This window comes from Bradyrhizobium sp. KZN70725 (genome assembly GCF_055264925.1).
In genome coordinates, this window is the sequence record NZ_JBUYWT010000044.1 from 21,158 (window position 1) to 40,982 (window position 19,825).

General features: G+C 65.9%; 11 protein-coding genes. 5 read left to right on the forward strand and 6 right to left on the reverse strand.

Translation table 11 applies throughout. The annotated features are described in order from the left end of the window. Window positions 1-92 precede the first annotated feature (92 nt). The 5 genes from ACZBJS_RS31040 to ACZBJS_RS31060 all read left to right on the forward strand — a co-directional run bounded on the left by ACZBJS_RS31040 (window position 93) and on the right by ACZBJS_RS31060 (window position 13,047). A complete protein-coding gene (locus tag ACZBJS_RS31040) occupies window positions 93-7,580 on the forward strand; it encodes an Ig-like domain-containing protein (RefSeq protein WP_463439688.1) in 7,488 nt (2,495 codons plus the stop codon). 158 nt (window positions 7,581-7,738) lie between these two features. Next, window positions 7,739-8,944, forward strand: coding sequence for an ABC transporter substrate-binding protein (locus ACZBJS_RS31045; RefSeq protein WP_057020170.1), 1,206 nt, complete (start codon window positions 7,739-7,741; stop codon window positions 8,942-8,944). 131 nt (window positions 8,945-9,075) lie between these two features. Continuing rightward, window positions 9,076-9,870 (forward strand): enoyl-CoA hydratase, encoded by a 795-nt coding sequence (locus ACZBJS_RS31050; RefSeq protein WP_076832822.1) that lies wholly within the window; start codon window positions 9,076-9,078, stop codon window positions 9,868-9,870. 3 nt (window positions 9,871-9,873) lie between these two features. Continuing rightward, entirely contained in the window at window positions 9,874-10,629 is a 756-nt protein-coding gene (locus tag ACZBJS_RS31055) for a VOC family protein (protein ID WP_316395860.1), read from the forward strand. 303 nt (window positions 10,630-10,932) lie between these two features. Next, window positions 10,933-13,047, forward strand: coding sequence for an acetate--CoA ligase family protein (locus ACZBJS_RS31060; RefSeq protein WP_463439689.1), 2,115 nt, complete (start codon window positions 10,933-10,935; stop codon window positions 13,045-13,047). 178 nt (window positions 13,048-13,225) lie between these two features. On the opposite strand, the gene ACZBJS_RS31065 is transcribed toward ACZBJS_RS31060, so the two are convergent. The 6 genes from ACZBJS_RS31065 to ACZBJS_RS31090 form a co-directional block, all read right to left on the reverse strand. Then, complete coding sequence (locus ACZBJS_RS31065; RefSeq protein ID WP_028341859.1) at window positions 13,226-14,026, reverse strand: enoyl-CoA hydratase/isomerase family protein; 801 nt, start codon at window positions 14,024-14,026, stop codon at window positions 13,226-13,228. Between the two features lie 40 nt (window positions 14,027-14,066). Then, the gene (locus ACZBJS_RS31070; protein ID WP_018269158.1) at window positions 14,067-15,227 is read right to left on the reverse strand and encodes an acyl-CoA dehydrogenase family protein; all 1,161 of its coding nucleotides are present in this window, start codon (window positions 15,225-15,227) and stop codon (window positions 14,067-14,069) included. Window positions 15,228-15,257: 30 nt separating this feature from the next. Then, complete coding sequence (locus tag ACZBJS_RS31075; protein ID WP_253588227.1) at window positions 15,258-16,325, reverse strand: acyl-CoA dehydrogenase family protein; 1,068 nt, start codon at window positions 16,323-16,325, stop codon at window positions 15,258-15,260. 230 nt (window positions 16,326-16,555) lie between these two features. Further along, window positions 16,556-17,407 carry an IclR family transcriptional regulator gene (locus tag ACZBJS_RS31080; RefSeq protein WP_057020165.1) on the reverse strand — a complete coding sequence of 284 codons (852 nt, stop codon included), beginning with the start codon at window positions 17,405-17,407 and terminating at the stop codon, window positions 16,556-16,558. 2 nt (window positions 17,408-17,409) lie between these two features. After that, on the reverse strand, window positions 17,410-18,543 hold the full coding sequence (locus ACZBJS_RS31085; RefSeq protein WP_463439690.1) for an NADH:flavin oxidoreductase/NADH oxidase: 1,134 nt from the start codon (window positions 18,541-18,543) through the stop codon (window positions 17,410-17,412). A 59-nt stretch (window positions 18,544-18,602) separates the two neighbouring features. Beyond that, window positions 18,603-19,820, reverse strand: a complete 1,218-nt coding sequence (locus ACZBJS_RS31090; RefSeq protein ID WP_316395857.1) for an ABC transporter substrate-binding protein — start codon at window positions 19,818-19,820, stop codon at window positions 18,603-18,605. Window positions 19,821-19,825 lie beyond the last annotated feature (5 nt).

Below are 19,825 nucleotides of genomic sequence, written 5' to 3' on the forward strand. Positions count from 1 at the left end.
TGTTGCCAATGACTTGCGGCGCAAGGTAACTATTCGGCAATTTTTTGAAAGGCGACCGATTGCGGTCGCTCACGCATATTGCCGAGGTCCTTGTGTCGAATCCCGTTGTTCTGACGCTGACGACCAGCGATCCGCTGCACGATTATCTCCAGCTCTACAACGCGATCTCGGCGATCAGCGTCGGCGGTGGTCTGGCTGCGGCCAACACCGATTACGTCATCAACTTCTCGCTCTCGTCCGGCGCGCGCACGCTGCAATTGCTGGACGATCTGCCGGCCATCAATCTGATGAACGGCTCAACGCTGACCTTCGACGGCAACTCCGACTACAACAATCAACTCGGCGGACAGGACTATAGCGACATCATCGATGCGCGCGGCTATCAAGGCTTCGTCGTCACATCAGGCACGGTGACGTTCAAGAACCTCACGATCGTCAACGCGGTTGCGAGCGGCGGCAATGGCGGGGTCGGCGGTGGCGGCGGCGGCGCGGGCCTCGGCGGCGGCCTGTTCGTCGGACAGAACGCCAACGTCACGCTGAACAACGTCAATTTCGGCAGCAACACGGCCAAGGGCGGCGATGGCGGCGTGGTCGATCCGGCCGGCGGCGGCGGTGGCGGCGGCATCGGTGCCGATGGCGGCAGCGGCAATGGCGGCGGTGGTGGTGGCGGCGGCTTCGGCGGCCAAGACTATTACGGCTATCACGGCAATGGCGGCAGCGGTTACAGCGAGGCGGGCTCCGACAGCCAGCATCCCTCGACCGGGGCGCAGACCGCGGGCGGCACACCGGCGACGATCGAAGGTGCGGCGGGCGGCGGACAGGGCGCCGACAATTACGGCGGCTCAGGCTACGGAGCACATGCCGGCGGTGGCGCGAGTGGCGGCGGTGGTGGCGGCGGTGTCGGTGGCGGCGGCGGCGGCATCGGCGGCGCCAACTCGGTGGGCGGCGGCCCCTCGGGCACCCTGATCGGCTTCGGCGGCGCCGGCGGCATGGGCGGCGGTGGCGGCGGCGGCATTTATGGCGGCGGCAATGGTGGTTTCGCCGGCGGTGGCGGCGGCTCCGGTAACGGCAGCGGATACGCGCATACCGGCGGCAATGGCGGTTTCGGCGGCGGAGGCGGCGGTTCGAACGGCACGCCCGGCACCGGCGGATTCGGCGCCGGCAGCGGCTCGCTCGCCGGCGGCGGTGGCGGCGGCCTTGGCGCCGGCGGCGACATCTTCGTTCAACAAGGCGGCACGCTGACCGTCATCGGCGGCACCTTGATGGATGCGACCGAGACCGGCGGCACCGGTGCCAATGGTGCGGGCAACGGCTCCGCCTATGGTGACATCTTCATCCAGGGCACGATGGTCGTCACGCCGACGCACACCGTTTCCACGGTCTTCGAGGGATTGCAGACCGTCACCACGCTGACGATCGGCGACAGCATCGCCGATGAGCGGGGCATCAGCGGCAGCGGCACCACTGGCAAGCTGGTCGTCTCCGGCGGCGGTACGCTGACGTTGACGGGTGCGAGCACCTATGTCGGCGGCACGCAGATCGATGCCGGCAACACTCTCTCGATCACGGCCGACAACAACATCGGCGGTTCGGCCGGTGCGCTGATCCTCAACGGCGGCACGCTGACCACGACCGGCGGCTACACCTTCACCCACAACATCCAGGTCACCGCCGCTGGCGGCACCTTCGACATCTCGTCCGGCACGATTGCCGACACCGGCGCGATCAGCGGCTCCGGTACGTTCACGCTGTCGGGCGCCGGCACGTTGCAGCTCGGGCTCGGTCAGCTCGCGGGGTTGACCGGGACGCTCAACCTGAGCAGCGCGCATCTTTCGCTGACGACGGGCGGCACGTTCGACGACTCAATTTCGGTCGGCGGCAGCTCGCTCCTGAAGATCGCGAACGGCGCAACCGTCACCGATACCGCCCTGATCAGTGGCGGCGGCAATCTCGGCATCGACGGCGGCGGCACCTTCGTGCTCGGCCATGCCAACACTTATGGCAGCACGACGATCTATTCCGGCACAGTGTGGCTTGCGACGGCCGGCGCAGCCGGCACCGGCAACATCTCCTTCACGACCGGCCTTCCCGGCACGCTGAAGATCGACGACGCCGCGCTGACCGGCAACGCGCTCACCAACAGCATCTCCAACTTCAATCCCGGCCAGTCCATCGACCTGACCGGGCTGCACTACAACACCCAGAATACCTCGCTCAACACGGTCAGTCTTTCCGGCAACACGCTCTCGATCTCGAACGGCACAGTGACGGATACGCTGACGGTGAACGGGCTCGACGGCGGCGCCCGCTTCCAGCTTTCGCAGGATGCGAATGGCGGCACGGTCGTGCAGCTTGTGTCGACCCGCGTCTTCAATGTCTCAAACGTCACCGAGCTCAATGCGGCCATCCTGCAGATGGATTCCGGCGGCCAGAACGCCGCGCCGAATGCCAACTACACCATCAACATCACCGCCAGCTTCAGCCTCTCGTCGGAGCTGTACGCGCTCAATCTCTTGAGCGGATCGAGCGTCACCATCAACGGCAGCGACGGCCACGGCGGCACGCACACGATCGACGGCCTCAACGCCCAGCGTGGCTTCTTCGTCTATGCGGGCAACGTCAATCTCGAGAACCTGACCATCCAGAACACGGTGGCGGCCGGCGGCGGCATCATCCAGGGCGGCGGCGGCGGTGGCGCCGGGCTCGGCGGCGCCCTGTTCGTCTCGGCGAACGGCAGCGCCACGATCGACAATGTCGTATTTCACAACAGTGCCGCGATCGGCGGCAACGGCGGAACCGGCAGTACCGCGAGCAACGCCAACATCGACGGCTTCGGCGGTGGTGGCGGCATGGGGGGCCAAGGCGGAAACAGCAGCGGTGGCGGCATCGGCCTTCACGCACAGGGTGCGAACTCTGCCGCATTTCAGAACGGGGCCGCTGGCATCGTTCCCGGCGCCGCGGGGGGCGGCAAAGGCGTCGACGGCTACCTGATCCCGTTCGGAGGCGGGACCATGCTTTACTGGTATGGCGGAACGGGCGGCGCCAATGGCGGCGGCGGCGCGGGTGGCTTCTTCGGCAACAACAACCGCGCGCACGGTACCGGCGGTGGCGTCGGCGGCGGCAACGCAATCGACGGCGGCAATGGTGGCTACGGCGGTGGCGGCGGGGCGTTCGGCAATGGTGGCTTCGGTGGTGGCGGCGGCTATGGCGGCGGTGGCGGCTTCGGCGGCGGTGGCGGCGTCAGCGGGCTCGGCGGCTTCGGCGGCGGTGATGGCACGGCGGGTGGGGGTGGCGGCCTCGGCGCTGGTGGCACCATCTTCGTTCAGCAAGGCGGCTCGCTGACCGTCAAGGGCGGCTCGCTGTCGAACGATTCCGGCTTCAGCGCCGTCAAGGGCGGCACCAATGGCATCGGCCAGGCCAGCGGCTCGGGTTTCGGCTCCGGCATCTTCATCCAGGGCAACAACAATCTCAGCTTCACGCCGGCCAGCGGCCAGACGCTGACGGTTGCCAACGACATCGCGGACCAGAGCGGCAATGGCGGCACCGGTGCCAATGCGGGCATTGGGGGCCTCGCCATCAGCGGCGGCGGCACCGTCTTCCTCGGCGGCAACAACACCTACACCGGCAATACCACGGTCAGCGGCGCCGGCACCCGGGTGTCGATCTCCGCCAACGTGAATCTCGGCGCGGTGACCAATGTGCTGAAGCTTGGCGACGGCACCGGTATCAGCTTCACCGACGGCTTCACGCAGACCCGCAACATCACCGTCGCGGGCGATCCGGTCTTCAACGTCGCCGCCGGCGAGACCGTCACCCAGAGCGGCGTCATTTCCGATGGCACGACGCCTGGTGATGTCGAGGTGACCGGCGGCGGCCGGTTGGTGCTGTCCGCGCACAACACCTATTCGGGCGGCACCGTCATCAAGGGCTCCATCCTGGAGCTGGCGGCGAACGGCGCGGCAGGGACCGGCGCGATCGCCTTCACCGACGGCAGTACCGAAAAACTCGTGCTCGATGCCGCGGCATTCTCCGGCGCCTCCTTCAGCACGTCGATCACCGGCTTTGCCGGCGGCGACACCGTCGACTTCGGCAACATCGCCTATGATGCCACGACGACGCTGTCCTATGCGAACGGCGTGTTGCTGGTGAAAAGCGGCAGCGGCACGACGCTCGCATCACTGAACCTGAGTTTTGGCGCTGGCGCCTCGGCCGGCTCGCTGATGCTGGCGTCCGACGGCTCGGCCTCTCCGCATCTCGAGATCCGGTCACAGGCGAGCATCGCCTCGGTCACTTCTGACACCACCGATCATCTCACGATCCTGAACGCCGGCAAGGTAGTGACCATCACCGTCAACTTCAGCAACACGGTGAACGTGACCGGCGCGCCGGAGTTGCTGCTCAACGACGGCAAGGCCGCGACCTATCTGAGCGGCAGCGGCTCGCAGGCGCTGGTGTTCAGCTACACGGTGCAGGACGGCGACAGCACGTCCGATCTTCAGGTGCAGAGCCTCTCGCTCAACGGCGGCACGATCAGGGATCCCGGCGGCCAGGACGCCGACGTGACCCATGCGGCGACCGACCTGCATCTCGTGATCGACGCGATCGCGCCGACCGTGTCGGTTGCGGCGAGCTCGACCGCGCTGCTGGCCGGGCAGACCTCGACCGTCACCTTCACCTTCTCCGAGGCGGTTACCGGCTTCGCGTTGACGGACACGACGGTGAGCGGCGGCGCGCTGAGCAACCTCGTGCATGTCGGCGTCAACGCCGCGCACCAGGACATCTACACGGCAACCTTCACACCCGACGTGACCAACGCCGAGGCGGGCTCGGTGCAGGTCAACGCGTCAAGCTATACCGACAGCGCCGGAAACGCCGGCGCGGCAAGCAGCGCGATCAGCTTCACCGGTGATACCAAGGCGCCGACGGTGGCGGTTGCAGCCGATCACACCACGCTGGTTGCCGGCGATAGCGCGGTTGTCACGTTCACCTTCTCCGAGGCCGTCAGCGGCTTTGGATTGGATGATGTCACGGTCCAGGGCGGTTCGCTGGGCAACCTCACCCATGTCGGCATCGATGGCGCCGGCCACGACGTCTACACCGCGACCTTCACGCCGGATGTGACCAACACCGAGGCAGGTTCGGTGCAGGTCAATGCATCGAGCTATAGCGATACGGCCGGCAATTCCGGCTCGTCGAGCAACACGATCAGCTTCAGCGGCGACACCAAGGCGCCGACTGTATCGGTCTCGGCTGACCATGGTACGCTGCTCGCCGGTCAGACCGCGGTCGTGACCTTCACCTTCTCCGAGGCCGTCGCGGGCTTCGCGCTCGGCGACATCAGCGTCAGCGGCGGCGCGTTGGGCAGCCTTGTCCATGTCGGCGTCAACGGCGCCGGCCAGGACATCTACACCGCGACCTTCACGCCCGACGTCACCAACGCCGAGGCTGGCTCGGTGCAGGTCAATGCATCGAGCTATAGCGATACGGCCGGCAACGCCGGCGCTGCCAGCAACGCCATCAACTTCACCGGTGACACGCTGGCGCCGACGGTCTCCGTCACGCTCAATCCCGACACGGTGCTGGCCGGCGACCTCTCGGTCGCGACCTTCACCTTCTCGGAGACCGTGTCGGGCTTCGCCCTTGGCGACATCACCGTCCATGGCGGCGCGCTGAGCAATCTCGTGCATGTCGGGCTCAACGGTGCTGGGCAGGACGTCTACACCGCGACCTTCACGCCCGATGTCAGCGACACCGAGACCGGCTCGGTGAAGGTGAATGCGTCCAGTTACAGCGATGTGGCCGGCAATGCCGGCGCGGCAAGCAACACCGCGACGATCGGCGGCGATACGCTGGCGCCGACGGTGTCGATCGCGGCTGACCGTCACGCGCTGCTGGCGGGCCAGACCGCGCTGGTGACGTTCACTTTCTCCGAACAAATCGCGAGCTTCGCGCTCGGTGACGTCTTGGTGCATGGCGGGGCGTTGGGCAATCTGGTCCATGTCGGCGTCAACGCATCAGGCCAGGACGTCTACACGGCAATTTTTACGCCGGACGAAAGCAACACTGAAGCGGGCTCGGTGCAAGTCACCGCCGCGAGCTATACGGATGTTCCCGGCAATACCGGTGCGGCGAGCGGCACCATCAGCTTCACTGGCGATACCAGGGCGCCGACGGTGTCGGTTGCCGCGAGCCCGAGCACGGTGCTTTCGGGCCAGACTTCGGTTGTCACCTTCACCTTCTCCGAGCAGGTCGCGGGCTTTGCGCTCAGCGATACCGTCGTCGCCGGCGGCACGGTGACCAATCTGGTCCATGTCGGGCTCAACGTGTCGGGGCAGGACGTCTACACCGCGACCTTCACGCCCGATATCAACGACGTCGTGGCGAGCTCGATCCGGGTCACCGCCGCGAGCTATGCCGACGTATCAGGCAATATCGGCGCGGCGAGCAATACCGCGACGATCGGTGGCGACACGCATCCGCCGACGGTATCGGTGGCGGCCGATCACACCCTGCTGCACGCCGGCGACACCGCGCTGATGACGTTCACCTTCTCCGAGGCGGTCGCAGGTTTCGGACTCGGCGACGTCACGGTCCATGGCGGCCTGCTGGGCAGCCTCGTCCATGTCGGCATCAATGGCGCAGGTCACGATATCTACACCGCGACCTTCACGGCCGATGTCACCGACCATCTGGCGGCTGACCTTTCGGTTGCCGGGGCGAGCTACACCGACATCGCCGGCAATGCCGGCGGAGCGAGCAATGCGGTCAGCTTCACCGGCGACACCAAGGCGCCATCGGCGCCGACGCTGGCACTGCACCGCGACACCGGCGTCGCCAGCGCCGACCACATCACCAGCAATCCGCTGATCGATTACACCAAGTTCGATGCGGCCGACACGCTGCGCTACAAGGCCGACGGCGCGTCGGGCTTCTCCACGGCGGCGCCGGTCTTTACGACTGATGGTATGCACTCCGTCACGGTGCAGGAGGTCGACGCCGCCGGCAATGTCAGCGCATCGTCCAACCTGACCTTCACCCTCGACACCACGGCGCCTCATCTCACCGGAATCACGGCGACGCCCTCCGGTGGCGTCGCGACGCCGGGTTCGCTGGTCCAGCTGACGGTCGGCTTCAACGAGGCGGTGCATGTCAATGGCGGCACGCCGAGCCTGACGCTGAACGATGGCGGCACCGCAATCTACGACGCCGCGGCGACGGCGCTGCTCGGCGATTCCTCGAAGCTGGTATTCGATCACATCGTGTCGTCGACCGATCGCGCCGGCTCGCTGGCGGTGACCAGCTTCGCCGCCAATGGCGCCGATGTCGTCGACCTGGCCGGCAATGCGGCCTCGCTTTCGACGGTGTCCGCCGTGTTCGACGCCCTGCATATCAACGAGACCATCGTGCCGGCCTACACACTCGGGGCCATTACCCGGCCAGAATTGCATCTGGATCTGGGCGGTCGCATCATCATGGATGCAACGGCATCGGCATTCGCCGGACATTATGGCATGCAGTACCTGTTCCTCGGCCTGCCGGCGGGAACGCCCCATCAGACCGTTCCCGACTTTCATCTCTGATCGCAGCGCGGCCGAAAGCTCCGGCGCGGCGCTTCATTCCGCTTAGTGGAAAACAGATTGCTGCCGCTGCGGCTTGCTGCAGTGCAGGCCATGCGGCATGATCCGGCCCTCGAAACGGACCTGCTGGAACGAGGTCCGCGCTGCAAGGGAGGATTGGAATGAGACGAGTTTTGGCCGGCGTGTTGGCCTGTGCGTTTGCGATCTCGGCGAATGCGTCGCTGGCGCAGGACAAGCCTCCGCTGAAGCTCGGCGGCATCCTCGATATGTCGAGCCTCTATGCCGACATCACCGGTTCGGGCAGCGAAACCGCTGCCAAGATGGCGGTGGAGGATTTCGGCGGCGAGGTGCTCGGCCGCAAGGTCGAGATCGTGGTCGGCGACCATCTCAACAAGGCTGACCTCTCCGCCAACATCGCCCGCGACATGATCGATAACCAGGGCGTCGAGATGATCTTCGACGTCGCGGCCTCCGCGACCGCGCTCGCCGCTGCCGAAATCGCCAAGGCGCGCAACAAGATCATCATGTTCAACGGTCCGGGTTCGATCCGCCTCTCCAACGAGGCCTGCGGCCCCTATACCGTGCACTACGTGTTCGACACCTTCGCGCAGGCCAATGTGACCGGCCTTGCCGCGGTGAAATCCGGTCTCGATACCTGGTTCTTCCTTACCGCGGACTACGCGTTCGGTCAGGACCTGGAAAAGGACACCAGCAACGTCGTGGTGAAGTCGGGCGGCAAGGTGCTCGGCAGCGTGCGGCATCCGATCAACACCTCGGATTTCTCGTCCTTCCTGCTGCAGGCGCAGGCGTCGAAGGCCAAGGTGATCGGCCTTGCCAATGCCGGCGGCGACACCATCAACGCGATCAAGCAGGCAGCCGAATTCGGCCTCACCAAGAGCGGCCAGAAACTGTCGCCGCTATTGGCCTTCGTCACCGACATCGACAGCGTCGGGCTCGATACCGCGCAGGGCCTGTTGCTGGCGGAAGCCTTCTACTGGGATCTCAACGACGACAGCCGCGCCTTCACGAAGCGCTTCATGGAGCGCACCAAGCGGGTGCCGACCTCGGCACAGGCCGGGGTCTATTCCTCGGTGACGCACTATCTCAAGGCGGTGAAGGCCGCCGGCACCACCGATGCGGCCGCCGTCATGAAGGTGATGAAGGAGAGCCCGATCAACGACATGTTCACCAAGAACGGCAAGATCCGCGAGGACGGCCGTATGGTGCACGACATGTATTTGTTCGAGGTCAAGAAGCCGTCGGAATCGAAGGGCCGCTGGGACGACTACAAGCTGGTGGCGACCGTGCCGGGCGACCAGGCCTTCCAGCCGCTGTCGGAGTCGCGCTGCCCGCTGGTGAAGAAGTGACGAAGTGACGAAGTCACGCAGTCATCCCGGGGCGTGCGAAGCACGAACCCGGGATCTCGAGGTTCCGGGTCTGGTGCTTACGCACCATCCCGGAATGACGGATTCAAAATAACAACGAAAGGCAAAACGCCATGAGCGATAATCAGATGGTCCTCCAATCCCTCGACAAGGGCCTGCTCACCATCACCATGAACCGCCCCGATCGGCGCAACGCGCTCAATCCCGACATGACGCGCGGCCTCGTCGAGGCGGCGCGGCGGGCGCAGGACGATACCGAGGTGCGCGCCGTGCTGATCCGGGGCGCCGGCGGCACCTTCTGCGTCGGCGGCGACGTCAAGTCGATGGCGGAAGGCCGCGCCCCGCTGCCGTTCGAGGCCAAGATGGCCAACCTGCGCCGCGGCATGGAGGTCTCGCGCATCCTGCACCAGATGCCGAAGCCGGTGGTGGCGCAGCTCGACGGCGCCGCGGCCGGCGCCGGGCTTTCGATCGCGCTGTCCTGCGATCTCCGCGTTGCCGGCGCCTCCTGCAAGATCACCACCGCCTTCGCCAAGGTCGGCTTCTCCGGCGACTACGGCGGCACCTACTTCCTGACCAAGATGCTCGGCAGCGCGAAAGCGCGCGAGCTCTACATGATGTCGCCGGTGCTGTCGGCGCAGGAAGCATACAATCTCGGCATGGTCTCCAAGGTGGTGCCTGATGCCGACGTCGAGGCCGAGACGCTGGAGCTGGCCCGGTCGCTGGCGCAGGGGCCGTCGGTGGCGCTCGGCTACATCAAGCGCAACATCAACAATGCCGAGACCATGACCCTCGAAGCCTGCTTCGACGGCGAGGCGATCCACCACACGCGTGCCGGCGAGACCACGGACCACAAGGAAGCGGCAAAAGCCTTCGTCGAGAAGCGCAAGCCCACCTTCCAGGGGCAGTAGACCATGGCCGAGTACATGCGGCTGCGGCAGATCTGCCTGGTGGCGCCGCAGCTTGCGCCCGTGATCGCGGACATCTCCGCGATCATGGGCCTCGACGTCTGCTATCGCGACGGCAACGTCGCGAAATACGGCCTCGAGAATGCGCTGCTGCCGGTCGATACCATCCTGCTCGAAGTCGTCGCGCCGTTCCAGCCGGGGCCGGGCACGGCGGCCGGCCGCTTCATCGAGAAGACCGGCGGCCGCGGCGGCTATATGGCGATCTTCGTTTGTGAGGATCCCGACGCGCGTGGCGCCAAGGCCAACGCGATGGGCGTGCGCACCGCCAACGTGATCACGCACGCGCCATATCACGGCGTGCAGCTGCATCCGCGCGACTGCCGAGCCGCCTTCATCGAGTTCAACCACACCGACGGCAGCGACGACGTGCTGGGACCGTACCCGCCGGCCGGCCCCGACTGGCAGAAGTCGATCCGCAAGGACACGACTTTGGCGCTGACCACGGTCGAGATGCAGAGCCCCGAGCCTGAGGCGTTGGCGACGCATTGGGGCAGGATCATCGGCATTCCCGCCGATGGTGCCGTGGTGAAGCTGCCGAACAGCACCTTCCGCTTCGTCAAGGGCGACAGCGCGATCATGAGCGGCTTGACGTTCAAGGTCGCCGACAAGGCGAAGGTGCTGGAGGCGGCGAAGACGAGAGGCTGTGCGGTGAAGGGCGATGAGTTCCAGCTCTGCGGCGTGACGTTCAAGCTGACGGCGTGATTTCGTAGCCCGTATGCAGCGAAGGGAAATCCGGGGCCGCCGCGTTCTTCGCGGATAGACCGGCCCCCGGATTGCGCTGCGCTGTATCCGGGCTACGCATCTTTCTCCCGTCATCCTGAGGAGCCGCGAAGCGGCGTCTCGAAGGGTGCACGGCCCGGCTGGTGGCCGTGCACCCTTCGAGGCTCTCTTCGCTCGCACCTCAGGGTGACGGTGAACGATTGGTGCTTGCGGGGAGAGCGGTTGAGCCGGCGGCGGTGATCCAATATCGTCAAGAGCAACAACAACAATTGGGAACACGCCCCCATGCCGCATCCGCTCGATACCTTCTTCGCACCAAAGAGCATCGCGCTGATCGGCGCCTCGCGCGATCATGAGAAGATTCCCGGGCGGCTGCTCGCGATGCTGCGCAAGAACGGCTATCCCGGCGCGCTCTATCCGATCAATCCGAACTATGACGAGATCGACGGGCTGAAATGCTTCAAGTCGGTCGCCGAGATCGGCGCGCCGATCGATCTTGCCGTTATCGTCATTCCCGCCCGTGCAGTGCTGCCGGCGCTGGAGCAATGCGCGGCGGCCGGTGTGAAGAACGCGGTCATCATCTCGTCCGGCTTTGCCGAGGAAGGTGGCGACAGCGCTGACATGCAGGATGCGATCGTCGCGCTGGCGAAGCGGACCGGGATGCGGATCAGTGGCCCTAACGCCGAAGGGTTTTACAGCCAGGCGCAGAAGGTCGCCGCGACCTTCAGCCCGACCGTCGACGTCAAGCCGGATGCGCCCGATCTGGTCGCCAGCAAGCGGCGGATCGGCATCGTCGCGCAGAGCGGCGGCATCGGCTTTGCGATCTATCATCGCGCCAAGGCGCTCGGCGTCGCGCTGAGCTATGTCGTCAGCGCCGGCAATGAGAGCGATCTCGGCGCCGGCGAGTTCCTCGACTACATGGTGCAGGATGCCTCGACCGACGTGATCCTGCTGTTCATCGAGGGTATCCGCGACGTCGACAAGTTTTTGGCGGCGGCGAAGCGCGCCGCAGAGCTCAAAAAGCCCGTCATCGTAACTAAAGTGGGCCGCTCCGGCGCTGGCGAGCGCGCGGCGGCCTCGCACACCGCGAGCATGGCCGGCTGGTCGGCGGCCTATGACGCGGTGTTCGCGAAATACGGCTTCATCGTCTCCAACGACCTCGACGAGGCCGTGACCATTGCCGCGGTTCTGACCACCAATCCGCTGCCGAAGGGCGATCGCGTCGCGGTGCTGACGGTGTCCGGCGGCGCCGGCATTTGGGGCGCCGATACCGTCTCGATGCAGGGCCTGCGCGTGCCGGAGCTTTCAGCCGCGATCCAGAGCCAGATCAAGCAATGGATGCCGTCCTACGGCGCGGCGGGCAATCCGGTCGACGTGACCGCGCAGGGCGTGTCATCCGGCGGACTGCAGAAGAGCATCGAGCTGTTCGACACGTCTGATGAAGTGGACGCGACGCTGGTGGTGCTGTCGCTGTCGAGCGAGACGCGGATGCCGTTCAAGGAAGCCGAGCTGAAGCCGGTGATCGCGGCGCAGAACAAGCCGGTGGTGTTCTATTCCTACACGCTGCCGTCGCAATTCGCGCGGCAGGAGCTGGCGAAGTCGGGCGTGGTGGTGCTCTCGGGACTGACCCATGTCGGCGTCGCAATGCGGCGGCTGGCGGACTATGCCGGCTTCAAGCCCGCGCCGGAGATCTCGGCATCAGCGTCGCCGGCGCACGATCTCTCCATGCATCTCACGTCGAAGACGTTGTCGGAATATGACAGCAAATCGCTGCTGCGCGCGGCCGGCATTGCGCTGCCGGATGAGGTGCTGGTGACCGACCGCGACGGGCTCGACGCTGCGATCGAGCGCGCCGGATTTCCACTGGTCATGAAGATCCAGTCGCCCGCGATCGCGCATAAGAGCGAGGTCGGCGGCGTCCGCGTCAACATCGCCGCCAAGGGCGCGGCATTCACGGCCTATCGCGACATGCTGGAGACGGTGCAGAAGCAGCGGCCGGGCGCTGAAATCCAGGGCGTGCTGGTCGGGCCGATGGCCAGGAAAGGCGTCGAGATCATCGTCGGCACCATGACGGACGCGACCTTCGGGCCGATGGTGATGGTGGGGCTCGGCGGCATCACCACCGAACTGTTCAAGGACGTGGTCTATCGCCCCGCGCCGGTGAGCGTGGAAGAAGCGACCACGGTGCTGGAGACGCTGAAAGCCGCGCCGCTGCTGCACGGTTTCCGCGGCGCGCCGAAGGCGGATGTCGCGGCGCTGGCGCGATTGATCTCGCAGATTTCGGTGCTGGCGGCCCAGCACGCGAACGAGATCGCCGAGATCGAGGTCAATCCGGTGCTGGTGCACCCGGAGGGGCAGGGCGTCACGATCGTCGATGCGCTGGTGGTGCCGAGGGGTTAGCTAGATATCTCCCCGGTGTCGTCCCGGCGTTCGCCGGGACCCATAACCACCGAAGTGAGTTGTAAGAGAAGCCGACGCCGCTTGTGCCCCTTCCGCGGGCCGCGGCGTATGGGTCCCGGCTCCCGTGCGCAATTGCGCACTAGGCCGGGACGCCCCGTGGAGAGAGCGGCGCTTGCGGCTACCGCCCCTTGAAGTTAGCGACGCGACGCTCGGCGGTGGCCTTGACGCCTTCCTTGAAGTCTTCGGTCGCGCGCAGCTTGGTCTGCTCGGCGAGCTCATGGTTGGTTGCGGCGAGCACGCGGTCGGCGAGGCCGGCGCGCATGGTGGCGCGGGTCGAGACCAGGCCGAGCGGCGAGCATTCGGCGATCTCCTGCGCGAGCTTCATCGCTTCCGCCCGCACCTGATCCTGCGGCACCAGCACATTGGCGAGGCCCCAGCGATAGGCCTCTTCGCCGGTGACGCGGCGGCTGGTGTAGAACATCAGCTCGGCATTGTTCTTGCCGATCAGTTCCGGCAGCGTTGCGGTCAGGCCGAAGCCCGGATGGAAGCCGAGCTTGGTGAAGTTGGCCGAAAAGCGTGCCTCGGGGCAGGCGACGCGGAAGTCGGCGGAGACGGCAAGGCCGAGGCCGCCGCCGATCGCGGCGCCATGGATCGCCGCGACGATCGGCTTCTTGTTGCGGAAGATGCGCACCGCCTGAACGTAGAGATGGTTGATCGGCAGGTTGGAAGCCGGATCGCTCTTGGCGCGCTCCTCCTGCTCCTGGCGGGCCGGATCGCCGAAATTGGCACCGGCGCAGAACGCCTTGCCTTGCGCCGCCAGCACCGAGGCGCGGATCTCGATATTGTTGTCGAACTCCTCCAGCGCGTCGGCGATCTGGTTGATTAGCGCGACGTCGAAGAAGTTCAGCGGGGGTTTCCGGATTTCGATCAGGCCGACATGGCCGTGGGTTTCGACGCCGATATCAGTGTACTTGGTCATGATCTGTCCTCGTTGAATTAGCGCAGGCGAGCCCGCGCGGCTAGCGCAGGCCAAGTCCGCGGGCGATGATGCCGCGCAGCACTTCGGTGGTGCCGCCCTGGATCGTCAGCTTGGGCGCGGTCTTGATGGCGAAATCGAGCTGCTTTTCCAGCGTCTCGCGGTTGGTCGCGGTCTCCTCGACGAAGGCGGCGAGATCGCGGACGCGATGCGGCAGCTGCTGCTCCCACACCGTGCCGATGTCCTTGACGATCGAGGCCTCCACCACCGGCTCCTTGCCGGCCTGCAGCATGCCGGCGACCGACACCGACATGCGGCGCATGGTGTGCACCTGCGCCACCAGGCGTCCGATGCCCTCGGCGCTGCGGGTGTCCGGGTTCTTGCCGACCGCGCGCACGAGCTCGGTGAGCACGTAATAGGTCTCGAGGAAGCGCTCGGGACCACTTCGCTCATAGGCGAGCTCCGACGTCGCCTGCTTCCAGGCGCCATCGACCTCGCCCAGCACGTGATCGTCGGGCACGAAGTAGTCGGTGAACACGACCTCGTTGAACTCGAACTGGCCGGTGATCTGGCCGATCGGATTCACCTGGATGCCCGGCTGCTTCATCTTGACGAGGAACTGGGTCAGGCCGTGGCGGCGGTTTTCCTTGGTCGGCGGCGAGGTACGGAAGATCGCGATCATGTAGTCGGCGATGTGCGCCGACGAGGTCCAGATCTTGGTGCCGTTGATCAGATAGCCGCCGTCGGTCTTGGTGGCGCGGGTCTTCGCCGCGAACAGGTCAGAGCCGGAGTTCGGCTCGCTCATGCCGATGGCGAAACAGACCTCGCCGCGGCAGATGCGCGGCAGGATGTCCATCTTGATGTGCTCGGGCGCGTATTTCAGCAGCACCGGCCCGCTCTGGCGGTCGGCGACGAAGAAGCGCCGGGTCGGCGCGTTCGCCACCCGCATCTCCTCGGTGACCACGTAGCGCTCGAGGAACGAGCGCTCCTGGCCGCCATATTTCTTCGGCCAGGTCATGCCGAGCCAGCCCTTGGCGCCGACGCGACGGGAGAATTCCGGCGCGTCATTGTCCTCGCGGTTCGGCGCGTGGGGATCGAAGGTGCCGGCGGCGATTTCCTCGGCGAGGAAGGCGCGCACCTCCTTGCGGAGCTGCTCGCATTTTTCCGGCAGGCGGATCGGATCGAAACGAAGGGCTGCAGTCATGATGTCCAGTCCTGATCTTTCTGCCTGATCTCAGCGCGAAGCCACCAGCGGCCACAATTCATCGGCGCCACGATTCGCGACGAGCTTGCCGAGCTCGACCGCCCAGTAGCTCTCCGAGCCGAAATCGTCGCGCCAGGCCAGCGCCCGCAGCGAATAGCGGTGCAGGATGTGCTCGATGGTGAAGCCGATCGCGCCATGCACCTGATGCGCGATGCCGCTGCCCTTCTCCGCCGCTTCCGAGCAGCGGACCTTGGCCGCTGCGGCTTCCAGGAACACCGCATCAGTGTCCAGCGACTTGGCGTTCACGATCGTGTCCGCCGCCGAGGTCGCAGCGGCCAGTGCCGCGGCGTTTTCGCCGGCGAGCCGCGCGAGGTTGTGCTGCACCGCCTGGAATTTCGAGATCTTCTTCTCGAAGGCGATGCGCTCATTGGAATAGCGCACCGAGATGTCGAGCATCGCTTCCAGCGCGCCGGCGATCTGCAGGCTGCGCACCACGCCGCCCATCAGCATCAGCGTGGTCTGGTCAAAACCCTTCGGCGCCGGCCTGGTGGCGACCGGCTGCACCTTGTCGAGCGTGACGGTATCGTTGTGATCGCCGCCGAGCCCGATGCCGGATTCGATCCGGCACTTCGCTGCATCGAGCAGCGCGACCGACACGCCGCCATTGCCTTCAGCCAGCACCGCGAAATGTTTTGCGTCCTTGGCGAACGGCACGCCGCGGGCGCGGCCGGAGAGCGAGCCGTCGGCGTTCAGCGTGACGCGGTCCTTCGGGCTTGCCGGCAGCACGGTCATCTCGCCTTCGGGAGAGGCGATCCTGGCTTGCGTCAGCAGCCAGCCGGCCAGCATTGTTTCGGCCAGCGGAACAGCGATCGCATGCCGCCCAGCGACGTTGAGGACGCTGAATCCTTCGGCGAGGCTGGCGCCGGAACCGCCGAGATCGTCGGGCACCCAGGACAGCGGCAGGCCGGCTTCGGTCAGCGCCTGCCACAGCGGCGCCTTCCATGCGCCCTGCTTGTCGTGATTGATGGTTTGGGCATCCGCGAGATCGGCGAAAATCTTTTCCGCGGTCTCGGCGACGATGTTTTCACTCTCCGCCACAGCGTTCCTCGTGTTGATTGGCTCGGGCTGGCTGTTCGGCCATGCCCTGCTTGCGATGTTGTCTTGCGCTCAATGATGCGGAAAAGCCATAGCCGTGACAAGCGCTGCCCGCAGGGCCACTTGCGCGGATGGCATGAAGCCGGACTTGGCGCATGAATTCCGCATAGTGAACTTTCGATTGTCCCCGTTTGTATGCCACGCACACGCGCAAACCGGCCGCCGACATAAGTTCAGTCCGCCAGATGAAACTCGATTGCCTTCCGCATCAGGTCGGCGAACTCGGTCTCCTGGGTGACCAGTGCGTCGTTCAATCCGGCCACGCACAGCACCAGCGGTTCGTTCGATTCCGCAATCGGCGGCAGGTTCATGGCGACGGCGCCCGCGCCCGGCGTGACCAGGCCGAGCGAGAAAGCGTGCCCCTTGGCGCGGACCTTCTTCAGCTCAAGCAGCAGCGCCTTGATGTCGACCTGACGATCGGGCCGGCTCTCGTTGGCGTTGATCAGGCGCACCAGGCGGCGCACCTCCTTGTCCGGATAGGCCGACAGCAGCGCGTAACCCGACGCGGATCGCGCCAGCGGCCGCAGCGTTCCGGCCTTGACATACAGCCGCATCGGCAGCTTGGCCTGAATGATATGGACATACTGCGCGCTGAGCCCGTTGCGCACCGCGAGCATGATGGTCTCTCCGGTCCGCGCGGAGAGCTCTTCCATCAGATTGACCAGGCGTCCCTTCGTGAACAACGCCGGGCTCAGCCAGTGCCCCAGCATCGAGATCCGCGGCGTCGGGATATAGGTGCGGCGGCTGGTGTCATAGTGGAGATAGCCGAACGCCGTCATCGTCCGCATCAACGCCGAGGTGCTGGATTGCGGGAACTTGAGCGCGGCCGCGACTTCGATCGCGGAGGCGGCGCGCTGGTGCTCCTCGAAGAATTCGAGCACGTCGAACACGCGCCGCGCCGACTTGACTGCATTGTCCATCTTCGGCAGGTCGCGCGAGGTGTCGCCGGGGAAATCGGGGCCGTCGAAAGACCGCGCGCCGGCAGCCGCGCCGGCCTTCGCTACATCCTTCTTCGCCACCGGCATCGCTATCGTCCCTGCTGCGCCACCCGCCGCTTCAGCCACCAGCCATATTGCTCCGGCCAACTCGTCCACTCCGGATCGCATCCGAGCGCAAGCGCCGTCTGCGCGGGCCAGTTCGGATTCCACAGCAGTTCGCGGCCGAGCGCAATAAGCGTCGCCTTGCCGTCCCGCAAAATGGCTTCGGCGTAGTCCGGTTCGCGGATCAGCCCGACCGCCACCGTCGGCATGCCGACTTCCTTCTGGATGCGCTCGGCGAACGGCACCTGGAAGCCCGGGGTGCGCGACACCAGCGAATTGCCGCGCGGTAGCTTCATGCCGCCCGACGAGCAGTCCACCATGTCGATCCCGATCGCCTTCAGCTCCGCCGCAAACGCGATCGAGTCCTCGATCGACCAGCCGATGTCGACGCCGTCGACCGACGAGATGCGGACGAAGGCCGGCAGATGGCTGGGCCACTCCTCGCGCATGATCGCCGCGATCCGCAGCGGCAGGCGCATGCGGTTCTCGCACGACCCGCCATACTCGTCGTTGCGGTTGTTCGCCAGCGGCGACAGGAACGAGTGCATCAGATAGCCGTGCGCGCAGTGCAGCTCGATGACGTCATAGCCGGCCGCCCTGGCGCGACGAAATGCCTGGCGATAGTCGTCCACCAGGGCATCGATCTGCTCTGAAGTCATCATCTGCGGTGCCGGCCAGCCGTCATCCAAGGGAATGCCGCTCGAGGCCGCGATCTGCCATGGGCCTTCGCCGCGTGCCTTGATGTCAGCTTCGCCGAGCGGGTTGCCTCCTTCCCACGGCCGCTGCGAGGAGCCTTTCCGGCCGCCATGTGCGATCTGGATCGCGGCCTTGGCGTTGAAGCTGTGGATCAGCGCGGCGAGGGCGGCGTGGTCCGCGATGTGCGCATCGTCCCAGATGCCGAGGCATCCATGGGTGATGCGCCCCTGGGTGTTCACCGAGCTCTGCTCGACGAACACGAGGCCGGCGCCGCCGGCGGCGAGCTTGCCGATATGCGCGGTGTGCCAATCGGTGGCGCGCCCCTCCCGCGCCGAATAGGTCGCCATCGGCGAGACCATGATCCGGTTCTTCAGTTCGAGATCGCGCAATTGCAGTGGGGTAAACAGCAGCGGCAGCTCAGTCATGGGATGTCCAGCCTTGCCTGTAGTTTCTTGCCTGTGACTTGCGAGTTTCGTCAGAGCGATCATTTCTTCAGCAGCGGACAGGCGCTCTCCTCCGGCGTCGCGAACGCCTCCTTGCCCGGGATCACCTGAACCAGCTTCTCGTAGTCCCAGGCACCCTTCGATTCGGCCGGCGACTTCACCTGCACGAGATACATGTCGTGGATGAGCTGGCCGTCCTCGCGCAGGAATGCGTTGCGGGCAAAGAAATCGTCGATCGGCATGTCCTTCATCTGCGCGATCACCTTGGGGCCGTCGTCGGTGCCGGACTCCTCGACCGCCTTGAGATAGTTCATCACCGCGGAGTAGAGGCCGGCCTGCACCATGGTCGGCCGCTTCTTGGTCCTGGCCATGAAGCGCGCGGCAAAGTCGCGGGTCTTGTCGTCGAGATCCCAATAAAAGGCGGTCGCGAGCTGCAGCCCCTGGGCGGCCTGCAAGCCGATCGCGTGGATGTCGCTGGTCTGCATCAGGAAGGCCGCGAGCTTCTGCGTATGCGCCATCCCGAATTCCTGCGCCTGCCGGATCGAGTTGGCGAGGTCGCCGCCGGTGTTGGCAAAGGCGATCACGTCAGCCTTCGAGCTCTGGGCCTGCAGCAGATAGGACGAGAAATCCATGCTGTTGAGCGGATGCCGCACCTCGCCGGCGATGCTGCCGCCGACCTTCTCCACGGTCTTGGCCGCGTCGTTGCGCAGGGCGTGGCCGAAGGCGTAGTCGACCGTGACGAAGTACCAGCTCTTCGCGCCTTCCTTGGCCAGCGCCCGCACCGTGCTGTTGGCGAGCGCATAGGTGTTGTAGGTCCACTGCACCGAATTCGCCGAGCAGCCCTTTCCGGTCAGATCGGAGGAGCCGGCCGACGACACCAGCATCGCCTTGTTCTTCTGCTTGGTGAGCTCGAGCACGGCGAAGGCGACGGCGGAATTGGCGAAATCGACGATGACGTCGACATTCTCCTGCTCATACCAGCGCCGCGCGATGCCGGCGCCGATGTCCGCCTTGTTCTGATGGTCGGCATCGACCATCGCGATCGGCTTGCCCAGCACCTTGCCGCCGAAATCCGCGATCGCCATCCGGACCGCTTCGACCGCTCCGGGGCCGGCGGCGTCGGCGTAGAGTCCGGCCTGATCGGTCAGCACGCCGATCTTCACCGCGTCGTCGGAAATCTGCGCGTGGGATGGCGCGGCGGCGAAGGCGACTGAGAGGATTGCAGCGCTCGCGGCGATCCATCCGTATCTCGATGTCATTGTCC

Coding starts and splice junctions, on each gene's coding strand:
- ACZBJS_RS31060 (WP_463439689.1), top strand. CDS start 10,933: ATGCCGCATCCGCTCGATACCTTCTTCGCACCAAAGAGCATCGCGCTG.
- ACZBJS_RS31085 (WP_463439690.1), bottom strand. CDS start 18,543: ATGACTGAGCTGCCGCTGCTGTTTACCCCACTGCAATTGCGCGATCTC.
- ACZBJS_RS31090 (WP_316395857.1), bottom strand. CDS start 19,820: ATGACATCGAGATACGGATGGATCGCCGCGAGCGCTGCAATCCTCTCA.
- ACZBJS_RS31080 (WP_057020165.1), bottom strand. CDS start 17,407: ATGCCGGTGGCGAAGAAGGATGTAGCGAAGGCCGGCGCGGCTGCCGGC.
- ACZBJS_RS31045 (WP_057020170.1), top strand. CDS start 7,739: ATGAGACGAGTTTTGGCCGGCGTGTTGGCCTGTGCGTTTGCGATCTCG.
- ACZBJS_RS31055 (WP_316395860.1), top strand. CDS start 9,874: ATGGCCGAGTACATGCGGCTGCGGCAGATCTGCCTGGTGGCGCCGCAG.
- ACZBJS_RS31065 (WP_028341859.1), bottom strand. CDS start 14,026: ATGACCAAGTACACTGATATCGGCGTCGAAACCCACGGCCATGTCGGC.
- ACZBJS_RS31050 (WP_076832822.1), top strand. CDS start 9,076: ATGAGCGATAATCAGATGGTCCTCCAATCCCTCGACAAGGGCCTGCTC.
- ACZBJS_RS31070 (WP_018269158.1), bottom strand. CDS start 15,227: ATGACTGCAGCCCTTCGTTTCGATCCGATCCGCCTGCCGGAAAAATGC.